Annotated in this window: 8 protein-coding genes; all 8 read left to right on the top strand. The window is 46.2% G+C overall.

Going from position 1 to position 13,783, the window contains the following annotated elements:
* The first annotated feature begins 156 nt into the window (after window positions 1–156).
* Entirely contained in the window at window positions 157–375 is a 219-nt protein-coding gene (locus GC102_RS36795) for a hypothetical protein (RefSeq protein WP_171693899.1), read from the top strand.
* 123 nt (window positions 376–498) lie between these two features.
* Window positions 499–3,111 carry a transglutaminase domain-containing protein gene (locus tag GC102_RS36790; protein ID WP_171693898.1) on the top strand — a complete coding sequence of 871 codons (2,613 nt, stop codon included), beginning with the start codon at window positions 499–501 and terminating at the stop codon, window positions 3,109–3,111.
* A 110-nt stretch (window positions 3,112–3,221) separates the two neighbouring features.
* Window positions 3,222–4,370, top strand: a complete 1,149-nt coding sequence (locus GC102_RS36785) for a GntR family transcriptional regulator (protein WP_312883491.1) — start codon at window positions 3,222–3,224, stop codon at window positions 4,368–4,370.
* A 991-nt stretch (window positions 4,371–5,361) separates the two neighbouring features.
* Window positions 5,362–6,753 carry an ABC transporter substrate-binding protein gene (locus GC102_RS36780; RefSeq protein ID WP_171693896.1) on the top strand — a complete coding sequence of 464 codons (1,392 nt, stop codon included), beginning with the start codon at window positions 5,362–5,364 and terminating at the stop codon, window positions 6,751–6,753.
* A gap of 74 nt (window positions 6,754–6,827) precedes the next feature.
* Window positions 6,828–9,779, top strand: a complete 2,952-nt coding sequence (locus tag GC102_RS36775) for an extracellular solute-binding protein (protein ID WP_171693895.1) — start codon at window positions 6,828–6,830, stop codon at window positions 9,777–9,779.
* Window positions 9,780–9,845: 66 nt separating this feature from the next.
* A complete protein-coding gene (locus GC102_RS36770) occupies window positions 9,846–10,769 on the top strand; it encodes a carbohydrate ABC transporter permease (protein ID WP_246321338.1) in 924 nt (307 codons plus the stop codon).
* 5 nt (window positions 10,770–10,774) lie between these two features.
* Window positions 10,775–11,647 (top strand): carbohydrate ABC transporter permease, encoded by an 873-nt coding sequence (locus tag GC102_RS36765; protein ID WP_171639828.1) that lies wholly within the window; start codon window positions 10,775–10,777, stop codon window positions 11,645–11,647.
* A gap of 15 nt (window positions 11,648–11,662) precedes the next feature.
* Window positions 11,663–13,726 carry a YIP1 family protein gene (locus GC102_RS36760; protein ID WP_171693894.1) on the top strand — a complete coding sequence of 688 codons (2,064 nt, stop codon included), beginning with the start codon at window positions 11,663–11,665 and terminating at the stop codon, window positions 13,724–13,726.
* The last annotated feature ends 57 nt before the right edge of the window (window positions 13,727–13,783 follow it).

The raw sequence follows: 13,783 nt of genomic DNA, 5'->3' as shown, positions 1-13,783 counted from the left end.
TGCTTTTGAGCTACTTTTGGCTGGGATTGTTGTATTTTTTACAACAATAGCGAGGAAAACGCAGATTAGCTCGCCTATTGTTGCACGAAATACAACATTACAGAGATCAGCAAGCGAATGCGTCTTGCCTGTAGCCTGCGCGGATCATGAGACTCGTTGTCTCGTCCCATGGCGATGGTCAAACCGACGCGCGCAAATCCTTGGGCACGCGCTACGTCGCCGCATGGCGATGGTCAAGCCCACTCGCCCAAGGACGGCGGAAACAGCTTTTTCGTATTACCAGGCAACCAGATATATCTACTTGGCTGCCACTTACATGCAATAACCGCATTCCAGCAGGCAGAGTTACAGATTTCATCAGCACTTCCTAAATAAACTTCTGATTTAATTTTTAAAAAATATATTTAAATTAGATATACTATATTGTAATATATATTTCAAAAGATATATCATTATGTATGTGGCACTTATAAAATGACTAAGGGAGTGGGCACAACGATGACGAATGTTTTTTCGTTAGATAGCACTACAATCACGAGAATCGAAGAAAAGATGCGATTCAAGCGGGGGTTGGCACAAGCCAGGGAGAAAGAGCTTTTTGACATTTTTGAGAAGCCAATGAGTGAAGAAGAAGCATGGGCTCTTAAATTTTTATATGCGTACATGCCGCTGAACGATTTGGCGGATTATGAGGGATGTCTCTTTTTAAGCCATGTGCGAACTACTCTTGAAATCCGTGAAGACGTACAATGGGGAAGTAGTGTACCCGATCATGAGTTTTTGCATTTTGTGCTTCCATACCGAGTAAACAATGAAAACATCGAAGACAGCAGGGGATGGTTCTTCGGACAATTAGTTGATCGGGTCAAGAACCTTTCGATGGAACAGGCCATATTGGAAATCAATCACTGGTGCCATGAGAAAGCGACCTATGTCGGATGCGACCCGCGAACGGTTTCCCCGCTGACGATGGTCCGCAATACGCTGGGAAGGTGTGGAGAACAGTCGACTCTATTGGTGGCAGCACTAAGGAGTTTGTGTATTCCTGCCCGCCAGTGTTATACACCGCGATGGGCGCATTGCGATTCCAATCATGCTTGGGTGGAAGCGTGGGCCGACGGGAAATGGTATTTCCTTGGCGCGTGCGAGCCGGAGCCTCGGCTGAATGAAGGGTGGTTTCGGGGGCCGGCGAAGCGAGCTATGCTCGTCAATACTCGCGTTGCAGCCAACTATCCAGGTCCGGAGGAACTTACATTAGCACATCCTTGGTACTCTGAAATCAATTTATTGAGCCCTTACGCCCCTAGCAAAAAGATTACAATCAGGGTCAGAGACGAAAAGGGAAACCCGATACCTGGGGCCACTGTCATTTTCCAAGTGTATAACTATGCTGATTTTTCTCCTATTGCTACTATACCAGCAGACGAGCGAGGGGAAGCCTTTTTAACCGCAGGACTTGGTGATTTGTTGATTCATTCCGTCTCCGGTCAACTTTGGGGGACCATTAAGATTAGTGTCAAGGATGCCGATGTTTTCGACATTCAATTGTCGGATAAACTGCCGCAGGATGGGATCAGCGTCTTCGACATGGTTCCTCCGCAGGAACTGGCAGATGCAACGGAAGACGCTATCACCGAAGCCGAAAAACAAGAGAACAACCGTCGTATTCAAGAGGGCGCGAGCATCAGGAAAAAATATGAAGCTTCTTTCGTTGATACCCTTCAGGCAGAAGAATTGGCGAAAAAGTTATCTTTGCCCGCGAGCAGGGTCAAGGACATATTGGAGAAGGCGCGTGGTAATAGTCACGAAATCGCTGCTTTTTTACAAGATTATACGCCGGAATTCGGCGAATGGACTTTGAAGCTGCTAGAGAGTTTGAACGTTAAAGATTTGACGGATACAATCGGGTCGACGCTTGCCGACCATCTTACCCAATCCGCTGTGTTTAAAGAAAAATGTGATGAAGAAACGTTTATGCGTTACATTCTTTGCCCAAGAGTTCATTTTGAAATGATAAGGCCGTATAGGAAATTCTTTCTGGAACAATTCACAGATTCGGAGCAACGAAGCTTACGGGACGATCCAGTCAAGTTGGTTGGTTGGCTTTCGGAGCACTTTGAGATTGTGGAAGACTTGAATTATTATCAGGGGATGGCTACACCTATAGGGAGCTTTCAATTGCAAAAAGGCGACCGTTTGAGCCGAGATATTCTTTTCGTAGCGTTGGCACGAAGCTTAGGGATCCCAGCACGTCTTGAACCGAGCGAACGGAGTCCTCAATTTCGGGTTGGCGAGTCTTGGAATGACGTTGTATTTTTACAGCAGGGCGACCCAGAACGGATGGACTTGTCAGATAACAAGGAAATAGGGAGCATCAGGTTCATGGCAAATGCTGCAGCCGATAATGACTTGGAATATTTCCGTAATTTTTCATTAGCGCGCTTTGAAAATGGCCAGTACAAGACGCTTCAATTTACCGCTGGCAAAAAGGACTTCTATGAGGAGTCGCTTGTTGTGAAGCCTGGCTGTTACCGGTTAACGACAGGTACGCGATTGCCGGATGGGACAGCTAGAGTGCAATTCGCGACGTTTACTGTATCAACAGATAGAACTACGGAAATTATACCTGCTTTTACCAAGGAATCCGTTCAAGCACCTGTACTGGGATCGGTCGATCTAGATTTGTCTTTGTCATTTTTCAACGGAAAAAGAAGTGCGCTAGGCGAATTGACTGAACGTCGTGGTCTACTCATGGCTTGGATCGATCCGGATAGGGAACCTACGAAGCATTTGATTCGAGAGCTCAGAGAGCTTTCTAAGGAGTATGACGATTGGGGTGGCTCCATTTGTCTAGTGGTAGAGAATGATAAAGTGACTGCTGCGTTTCAGCCGAACGCTTACGAAGGCTTACCTGCTGCAACGGATTTTGCAAAAGACGTCTCCAGTGTAGGCCTGCAATCAGTGCTGTCTGGTATCCAGTCGGAGCTTCAATTGGGCCTTCCGCTTGTTTTTGTGGTGGACCGCGAGGGCCGCATCCGGTATCTGTCTGCCGGTTATAAGCTGGGTATCGGTAAAGAGGCGCTGCAAGTTGTAAGGCAGTTGGATGAATAGTTCTTTGGGCCCAATAAGCACGCTTGATAATTTGGTATATTTAATTTACAATGTTGGTATATATTTTTATATCAAATTGTCTAAGAGATGCATGGACAACTGGAAGTGATGTGTTGGAATTGGATAGTAAACCACTTTATATGAAGATTTTGAGCGATTTGAAAGAAAAGATTAAATCCGGGGAGTATGTGCCTGAGCAGCAGCTTCCGACCGAAGTAGAGCTTGCGATGCAGTACGGCGTCAGCCGGATTACATCCAAACGTGCCTTGATCGAGTTGGAGCGGGAAGGCATGATCTACCGCAAGCGCGGCAGCGGAAGCTATGTGAAATATCCGGAAGATGCCGTTGATACGGCTATTCCAAACGCAACGCACCCCATCATCGCCATGATTTTGCCTTATATGGCTACAAGTGAGCTTGACTATATCAAAGGAGCCCACGATTACTTGGACTCCAAAGGCTATTATTTGAGCATACACAACAGCAACTGGAAAAAAGAAAAAGAAAAAGAGATACTTGCAAAGGTGCCGAAAAGCGGCCTGAGCGGTATCATCGTGTATCCAATTAGCACGATCAGCAACATCGATGTGATCAATGCACTCTATTGGAACGATTATCCGATTGTGACGATCGATCAATATTTCGATAGCTTGCCTATCAGCAGTGTCGTATCCGACAACTTTGAAGGTGGGTATATGACTGCCAAAAGATTGATTGAACTCGGGCACGAACGGATTGCTTTTGTTTCCAGCGTCAGCATTGAATACCGCAGTTCTGTAAGAGACAGGTATCTCGGCTATTGCAAAGCGCTAAAAGACCATAAGATGTCAATCGATTCGGATCTCGTGCTGACGGATTTCTATCGTGAGTTGAGCGGGGCAAACGCTCAAGGATTTTACAAGTCGTTGATAGCGAAATTGAGGCATATGAAGGTTACTGCTCTTCAGGTTGAGCATGATCATCTTGCTGTCGACCTGCTCAAAACCGCTTTGGAAATGGGGATTGGCGTTCCGGAGCAGCTATCCATAGCGGGCTTTGACGACCATGAAATAGCCAGGCATGTCGAAGTTCCATTATCTTCGGTCGGCCAAGATTATTACTCGATTGGGCGCCAAGCGGCGGAAATCATCATTCGGAGGATTGAGAACGCCGATACCGAACAATACAAAATTAAGACTCCGGTACGATGGGTTGAACGCGAATCCACGGGGCCACGCCCGAATCCGTATACGACTGATCTGCCAGCCGTACAACTATAAACAGCGAACCTTCCCAGGTGTCATGCCTTCCTTCGGGAAGGTTTTATATTTACAGGCTATGATTTTTTAGGGGTAGGGAGTAAGGTGATGAAGCTTACCTTATTTAGGATAGTTAGCTACGGACTTTTGCAGCGCAAAAGGCAAGGCATGCTCAACACCCGGACGGCTATCGTCCAAGCGCTTCTGGAGCATCATGTAACGTAAGTGAGATCCAAGAGCTTCGGAGCATCATGGAGCGTAAGTGAGATTGTGGAAATGCATAAGCATCGGTATGTGAGTATGGTTTCCTGGAGTTATGTTTGTTTTTGTTGAAGAAATGGAAAATTAGCAAGGCGGGATAGCCTAAGATTCGCGAAGTTGTACAGCGTACAACAATTTCCTTGATTTCTTCTTGGTAAGCTTAGGATTGTTGTATGTTGTACAACAATTTGTCTGTTTTAGAGGCTAATGAGCTATTTTTGGCTGAAATTGTTGTATTTTTTGCAACAATCGCGTGGGAAACGCGGATTAGCTGGTAAAAAGTTGTACGAAGTACAACTCCACACGCTCAAGTAGGCATTTCGTCACTAGGACGCAGATGCCTTGCCTAAATTTATACAAAGTACAACTCCATAAGTTCAAGTAAGCAGTACGCCAATTAGGCGAAACTGCTTTGCATCAACCTATATAAACACGCTCAACCAAGGACGGCGTAAGCCCTTTATTGTGCAACGGACAAATTGAGTATAACCAAATTTATATATTTTAACAAAAGATATATTAACTATTTACAAAGATAGGTCATTTCGCTATAATCTTATTAAAGAACGAGGTTAAAGATATATCTAATTGTGTCGATTTTCCTGAATTAGGAGAATGAAACATCCGTGGAACTATTTTAGTTGGCATACATAACTCGGTGTTACACAATGGGATTCAACTTGTTCTTGTAAAGAGATCGTTTTGTAAGCGTTTTAATTTTTTCAAATCCAAAGGATAGTGAGGGGTTCGAATGAAAGCGTTTAAATTACTTGCAATTCCAGTAGCTCTTACGATGGTCGCGGGTGTAGTTGGTTGTTCTCAAGGTACAGCTAACAAGACATCGCCGACCCCACAGCCAACTGCACAAGCAGCAGCGACGCCGCAGCAAAGTACGAAACCGGAAGAAAAGAAAGTTGATTTGAAAGGTCAAAGCATTAAAATTGGTGCCTGGTATGACGGAGCCGACCCAAGAACAGTGAAAGAAAAAGGCCCAGCAGAAGAAGCACAAATCAAATTAATTGAAGCTGCTGAGAAGAAATACAACTGTAAAATCGAGTTTGTTAAATTCGGGGATTACGACAAATACGTGGAGAATTTCACGACCACTTCGCTTTCTGGACAGCCGTTCGCGGATATCGTGCGAATGGAATTATTCTGGTCGTTCCCACAGCTTGTGAACAAGGGATTTGTTCAGCCGATCGACCAATGGATCAAAGCATCCGATCCGAAATATATCGATTGGATGAGAGTAGGCGGCAGCTACAATGGCCATCAATATGGCTTGGTTGATTCCTCTCCGTCCCCGTACGGTATCTTCTATAATAAAACGTTAGTGCAGAAGCTTGGTTTGGAAGATCCGTATGAGCTGCAGCAAAAAGGTCAATGGACTTGGGAGAAATTCCGTGAGTTCTCCAAAAAAGCGACACAGGACACGAATGGTGACGGTAAAACAGACGTATGGGGCATCACAGGAGCTTATGGCAAAGTGAAAGCTTTCACGGAGCAATTGGTTTACACGAACAAAGGGGCCGTGGATAAAGATGCAAGCGGAGCTATCAAGTTCTCTTTGAACAGTGAAAACGCCATCCAAGCGCTGCAATACGCGTCTGATTTGTTCAACGTGGACAAATCAATTGAACAGCCGATTCCAGAAGATGCAAGCAAAGAGTTCGTAGCGGGCAAAGGCGTTATGTACGCGGGCTTCAGTTGGGAACTCGGTGGTTTGAAGGATAACATGAAGGGCCAAGAGCTCGGTTATGTTTTCTTCCCGAAAGGTCCGAAAGCCGACAAATATGTGTCCTACACGCCTTTCGGCAACATGTGGATGGTATCCAAATATTCGAAGAATGCGGAAGTTGCTCTACATATTATGGACGAAATCAGCTTGAACGAAGAAGGCAGAAAGCTTTCTGAGCAATCTTGGCAGCAGTCCTACCCGAACAAAGAGTCCATGGATACACGTAAGCAAATGGGTAATAACATTAATTACATTTCTTACTATGGAATTCCTGATGGAGAGAAACTGTTCGAGGGTATTGTGAAGGAAATCACCGAGGGTAAAGTATCTCCTGCAACGGCGGTAGACAAAGTGAAGCCGCAATTCGAAGCTAAAATTAGCAAACTGCTCGAAGATAGCAAATAAACACGCATGATGCCATGCCCCTAATCCCATGCGAGTGGCGATTAGGGGCAAAGTTAAGAAAAGGGGGAAAACCCATGCGCCGAGCATTCGCCAAAGTGTTCCTCATATTCCTTTTGTTTTTTGCAACCGGGTTCGTACCGTACCAGTGGCTCGGCGGAGGTTCCCGCCAAATCGCTTCAGCGGAAGAGCGTCCAATAAGCGGCACAGCGCTATCGGCTTTGGCAGATACATATAAAAAAGGCAGCTATGCGGAATATTTGGCCAGGTATAAACAATCGACACGCCCGAGCGCTGAAACCGTCATCCCCACCGAACAATTCAGTTCTGCCCAAGGCATGAATGTTTCTGTTCTAGACAATTATCAAGGGGAAAACGGGAAGTCCATTCTGACTTCGGATACGGGGTCCATTGAATGGCAATTTACTGTCGAGCAAGAGGGCATGTACAACATTGGCATCCATTACTACACAGTAAGCGGGAAAGATTCGGATATAGAAAGAGAATTGCGCATTGATGGTTCGGTCCCTTTTGCCGAGGCCAAAAGTATAACGTTTCAACGAATATGGAAAAACGATAAAAATGAGTTCGAGCGTGACGAGCAGGGCAACGATTTGGTTCCTTCTCAAGTGGAAGAGCCGATGTGGCAGGCATCGTTATTAAAAGATGCGACCGGATCTAATGAAGATCCTTATCTGTTTTATTTTTCAAAAGGCAAGCACTCCATCATGTTTACTTCGGTAAGAGAACCGCTCATTATTCATTCACTTAATCTCACAAACTCGGCAACAGCGCCCTCGTATGATACGTTGGCGAGCACATATACGCAAAAAGGTTACCAGCTTGCGAAAGATGTGATGCTGCAAGTTCAAGGCGAACGCGCCTTATATAAATCGTCTCCAACACTTTTACCTTATAATGATCGTTCCAGTCCCGCGATAGAGCCGTATCACGTATCTAAATTACGGAATAATGCAATGGGCGGGTGGGCATGGCGGCTGCCTGGCCAATGGATCGAATGGGAAGTGGATGTGCCAGGCGACGGATTGTATCAAATAGCGGTGAAAAATCATCAAAATTATTTGCGCGGGATGGCTTCGCTTCGGACGATGTATATCGACGGCAAAATGCCCTTTCAGGAGCTTCAGCATGTCGGCTTTCCTTTCAATAGTGACTGGCAGACGACGGTGATCGGCCAAGATGCTGAGCATCCGTACTTGTTTTATTTCACGAAGGGCAAACACAAAGTCCGGCTCGAGGTGACATTAGGGGATTTGGCCCCGATTCTGAATGCGGTAGAAACGAGCATTTTGGACTTAAATGCGCTGTATCGTAAAATTATTAGCTTTACGGGGACGGTGCCCGATTCGTTCCGGGACTATCAGCTCGAGCAAAGAATTCCCGAGATGGCTGGGGAGTTTCGTAAACAAAGCGACCTGCTCTATAAAATTACGAGGTTGATTCAAGGACAGAATGGCAAGAACGATGAGCGTACCGCGATGTTGAATACGCTGGCTTACCAGCTCAGCGATATGGCAGACAGACCGGATACGGTGCCATCTCGGATTGATCAGTTCAAAACCAATGTAGGGGGACTCGGGGCGTGGTTGCTTTCGGTGAATGAACAACCACTAGCTGTTGATTATTTGACGCTAAGCTCGCCGCAAGCTAAGCTGCCGAATCCGGAAGCAACTGTGTGGCAGAAATTCAAAAGCAGCTCAGCAGCTTTCATCGCTTCCTTCTTTGAGAATTACGATCAGTTATCGAACACAAAAGAGGGAGCGGATTCGGTTTCGGTATGGGTAACCTCAGCACGTGACCAAGCGCAGACCATCAAGAAATTAATTGATGAAACCTTCACACCAAAGACAGGAATAAAAATTAATTTAAAGTTGGTATCAGCAGACATTTTGCTGCCTTCTACGGTAGCAGGTAAAGGGCCGGACGTAGCGCTGCAAGCTCCCAACGATTTGCCTGTTAATTATGCCAGCCGCAACGCGATGCAGGATCTATCGGTGTTTCCAGATTTCAACAGCGTGAAATCACGCTTTAGCGAAAGCTCGATGGTTCCGTATGAGTATTCAGGAAGCTATTACGCGCTGCCGGAAACGCAAACCTTTCCAGTCCTCTTCTATAGGAAAGATATTTTGGAGGATGAGCTGAAGATGAAGCCTCCGCAATCTTGGGAAGACGTGTACGATATGTTGCCTAACCTACAGAAGCACAACTTGCAATTCGGGTTGCCGCAAAAACCGTTGAACACGTTTGGTAACGATTTGGAAACGACCAATATCATTACGCTTCCGCCGAACCCGGCCTTAGCCATGTTTTTATACCAGCATGATGGACAGTTTTATAAAAACGACGGAACCTCCAGTGGTCTTGATTCGGAAACGGCGATCAAGGAGTTCAAGCAGTGGACTGATTTTTATGTGAATTATAAAATTCCGATCGCAGCTGATTTCGCCAACCGTTTCCGTACAGGCGAAATGCCTATTGGCATCGCCGACTACACGATGTACAACAAGTTGTCCGTTTTTGCCCCGGAAATTAAAGGATTGTGGGAATTTGCACCCGTTCCTGGTACGGAAAAACCGGACGGATCCCTTCGTCGCGATGTCGGCAGCGGGGGATCGGGCGTTGTCATGTTCAAACGCACGAAAAATAAAGACGCTGCATGGAAATTTATGGAGTGGTGGACGAGCAAAGAGACGCAAATCGCGTTTGGACGTCAAATGGAAATTCGCATGGGATCTTCGGCTAGGTATCCGACGGCCAACATGGAAGCTTTAGCCGCTCTGCCTTGGCCTTCCAGAGATTTCGATAGGTTGAAGGAGCAGATGAAGTGGGTGAAAGGGATACCCGAGGTTCCGGGCGGATATTTGACGGGACGCAACATTGATAATGCATTTCGTAGAGTCGTCGTGCAAGGCGACGATCCACGCGAAACGATGGATTATTACGTTCGTTATATCAACGACGAAATTGCTTTAAAACGGAAAGAGTTTAATCTTCCCTACGAGAAATGAGGGGGCGCCATGAAACAACAGCCTGCAGTGAACCCTAGCATGCCACGTGATACTGAAAAATCCGTGATGAAATCCAGCTCGGCGTTCCGAGGTAAGTTCGGCCGACTGGGTATTGAATTCAAAAAGCATAAGCATGCTTATATGTTAATAGCGCCATATTTTCTTATTTTCCTTACATTTACGGTATTTCCCGTATTAATGTCCGTTTGTTTAAGCTTCACGAGCTTCAATATGCTTGAACCGCCCAAATGGGTGGGCTGGCAAAATTACGCCAGATTGTTCGTACAGGATGACATCTTTTTGATCGCACTCAAAAATACACTGCTGTTTGCGTTAATTACCGGGCCGATCAGCTACATGGCTTGCTTCTTATTCGCTTGGCTGATCAATGAGCTGCGGCCTAAGCTGCGCGCTGTGCTCACGCTAATCCTGTATGCGCCTTCGATATCGGGTAATACGTATCTGATCTGGCAAACCTTGTTTGCTAGCGATTCTTACGGGTATGCTAATTCATTCCTGATCAAATGGGGGATGATCCTGGAGCCGATCCAGTGGCTGCAGGATCCGAGGTTCGTTCTCGCGATTCTAATCCTCGTACAGCTGTGGCTCAGTTTGGGAACATCCTTTCTAGCCTTTATAGCTGGTCTGCAAAATGTAGATCGCACGCTGTACGAAGCCGGTGCCATCGATGGCGTGCGCAACCGTTGGCAGGAGCTATGGTTTATCACACTGCCGGCCATGCGGCCACAGCTGCTGTTCGGCGCTGTTATTCAAATCACGCTCGCCTTCTCCGTGGCTGAAATTTCTATCTACATGATTGGCTTCCCGAGTGTAGATTACGCAGCACATACAATTGTGACCCACTTAGTCGACTATGGTTCGATCCGTTTCGAGATGGGGTACGCCTCCGCGATCGCGACCGTCTTGTTTACTATCATGTTTGCAACAAACTTCTTGACGCGTAAGCTGCTAGGAAAAGTGGGTGAGTGACCAGAATGAAGCTGACATTAAAGATGCCAAAGCGTTTGAACCGTTCTTGGGCGGTTGATATTTTACTGTTCCTGCTGCTTGGCGGCATAGCCTTCTTTATGGCACTGCCGCTGGTTTTTACCATTAGCAATGCGTTTAAACCGATCGATGAAATATTCGTATTTCCACCAAAGCTATTAGTGCGTAATCCTACGTTCAAAAACTTTACAGATCTGGTGAACATTTTTTCCGATTCATGGGTGCCGTTCTCTCGCTATGTGTTTAATACGTTCTTTATTGCCATCGTAGGCACCGTGGGCCATGTCATCATCGCATCCGCTGCTGCTTATCCGTTGGCTAAAATCAAGTTCCCAGGCAGGAATATCCTGTTCAATCTGGTCGTTATGTCGCTTATGTTTACGGCTTATGTCACACAGGTACCCAATTACATGACCATTTCTTGGCTTCATCTAATTAATACCTATTGGGCGATTATCTTGCCGTCCTTCGGCATGACACTGGGATTGTATCTGATGAAACAGTTTATGGAGCAAGTTCCAGACTCTCTTCTGGAAGCAGCAAAAATCGATGGTGCCAGCGAATATCGGATTTTTTGGCAGATCGTCATGCCGATCGTTAAGCCTGCGTGGCTGACGCTGGTCATTTTTTCGCTGCAAAATTTGTGGACGAATGGTTCCGTGACGAGCCATAAATATATTTACAGTGAGCAGTTGAAGACCGTTGATTATGTGTTCGGGCAAATCGCTAGCGGTGGATTGGTGCGGACGGGACCGGTGTCAGCCGTTACCCTGCTTATGATGGCCGTGCCGATTACCGTGTTTATCGTGACGCAAAGCAACATCATCCAAACCATGTCCACTTCTGGTCTGAAAGAGTAAACAGGGGGGAGCCACTTGAAAAGAATACTTATCATGATGTTCGCCGTTGTGCTTTTCATCGGTATGGCCGCTCCTGTATATGCCGCACCTAACAACGATACGTACAATTACAATTTTTGGGGACAGAGCGTCCCGGCGCCGAGTCCTTATGAGCTGGGGCAGGTCATGTATGGAACAGACTGGAAAACGGGCAATCTGTCGTCACCCCAGGATCTATTCATCGGCAGTGATCGCCGAATCTACATGGCAGATACCGGAAACGATCGAATCGTCGTATTGAATGATCAGTTTCGGGAAGTTCAGGTTATTTCCGGGTTCGAAAATAACGGAAGCAAGGAAACGTTCAACAAGCCGGAAGGCGTGTTCTATAACGGAACCGACGGTCATCTTCTTATCGCGGATACGCAAAACAAAAGACTGGTGGAATTGAACGGTCAGGGAGCGTTGGTACGTGTAATGGGGGAGCCGAAGTCAACACTACTGCGAGAAGGATTCCAATACATGCCAACTAAGCTGGTTGTCGACAAGGCGCAGCGGATCTATGTTATCAGTCGCGGATCCTACGAAGGAATTATGGAATTTGATACCGATGGCGAATTCAATGGGTTTATCGGTACGAATCACGTGAAGTTCAATCCCGTGGATTTGTTCTGGAAACGGATTTCGACCAAAGCGCAGCGTGAGCAAATGCAGCTGTTCATTCCGCTTGAATTTAATAACTTGGACATTGATGAAGACGGTTTTATTTATACGACCACTTCAGAGGAAAAATCGGATCGCCCGATCAAACGGCTGAACCCGTCTGGTGTGGACATTTTAAGGGATAAAGGGTATTTCCCGCCTAAAGGGGATATCCAAACGTTGGAAGTCGGCAGCGCGCCTGGAAGCTCCATTTTCATCGATATTGCTAAGGATGAAGGCGGCATGTACAGCGCAATGGATTTGAAAAGGGGCCGCATTTTCACTTATGACAAAGACGGCAATCTGCTGTACGAATTCGGCGGACTTGGCAGCGAACAGGGGAAATTCCGCACGCCTTCGGCGATTGCGATGCTCGGGGATAAGGTACTGGTGCTCGATAAAGACAACAACCGTTTGTCCGTATTCCAGCCCACACGTTACGGAAGCCTAATACGCGAAGCAGTAAAATCGCTCTATAACGGAAAAACAGATGTCTCTACCGCTTCATGGCGGGAAGTGCTTCAAATGAATGGTAACTTTGAGGTGGCTTACATCGGGATCGGTAAATCGTTATTGAAAAATGGCGATAACCGCGGGGCAATGAGCTATTTCAAATTGGGAAATAACCGTGACTATTATTCTGAAGCTTTTAAACGGTACCGGAAGGAAGTCGTGTTCGCGCATTTTGGCACCATCGTACTAGGCTTTGTGCTTGTCTTCGGTCTAGGTTATACAGCTGTGAAGCTTGCTGGCAGAAGAATGCGTGGTAAGCATTACACGGAAATCGGTGTGTTGAAAAATCCTTTTTATACGATGGTACATCCGTTCAATGGATTTTGGGAGATGAAGTACGAACAAAAGGGCAGGTTGAAGGTTGTGGTCATCAGCTTACTCCTCCTCGTGCTCTTCACCATTTTGAAACGACAGTACAGCGGGTTTGTTGTCAATATGAACAATCCTCTTGAGCTGAACAGTCTCAATGAGCTGAAATTCATCGTTCTTCCGTTTCTGCTCTGGTGTATTGCAAATTGGTCTTTGACCACTTTGATGGATGGGGAAGGCAAGTTTAAAGAAATCGTAATGGCAACAGGCTATGCACTGATGCCGCTCATCCTGATTTACCTCCCGCAGACGCTTTACAGCAATGTGATTACTGGAAGTGAAAGCACGTTTTATTATTTGCTCGATGCGATTGCGTACATCTGGTTCATCTGGCTGCTGTTTGTTGGCACCATGACGGTTCATCAATATTCAGCTTCCAAGACGTTGGTCACCATGATTCTGACGCTTGTTGTCATTGGTATCATCATCTTCCTTGGGGTATTGTTCTTCAGCATGCTGCAGCAAATGATCAATTTTATCACATCCATTTACCGCGAACTCTCATTCAGATTTTAGCGGAACACGATAGGTTTACTAAGATTATGTTTACGAAGAAAGTTTTCCTTCGGAAAA

The sequence above is a fragment of the Paenibacillus germinis genome, from assembly GCF_013141785.1.
GTDB lineage: Bacteria > Bacillota > Bacilli > Paenibacillales > NBRC-103111 > Paenibacillus_E > Paenibacillus_E phytorum.
The sequence above is the reverse complement of the archived record's forward strand: the minus strand, read 5'-3'. Positions and strand labels throughout refer to the sequence as shown.

Coding starts and splice junctions, on each gene's coding strand:
- GC102_RS36790 (WP_171693898.1), top strand. CDS start 499: ATGACGAATGTTTTTTCGTTAGATAGCACTACAATCACGAGAATCGAA.
- GC102_RS36780 (WP_171693896.1), top strand. CDS start 5,362: ATGAAAGCGTTTAAATTACTTGCAATTCCAGTAGCTCTTACGATGGTC.
- GC102_RS36775 (WP_171693895.1), top strand. CDS start 6,828: ATGCGCCGAGCATTCGCCAAAGTGTTCCTCATATTCCTTTTGTTTTTT.
- GC102_RS36770 (WP_246321338.1), top strand. CDS start 9,846: ATGAAATCCAGCTCGGCGTTCCGAGGTAAGTTCGGCCGACTGGGTATT.
- GC102_RS36765 (WP_171639828.1), top strand. CDS start 10,775: ATGAAGCTGACATTAAAGATGCCAAAGCGTTTGAACCGTTCTTGGGCG.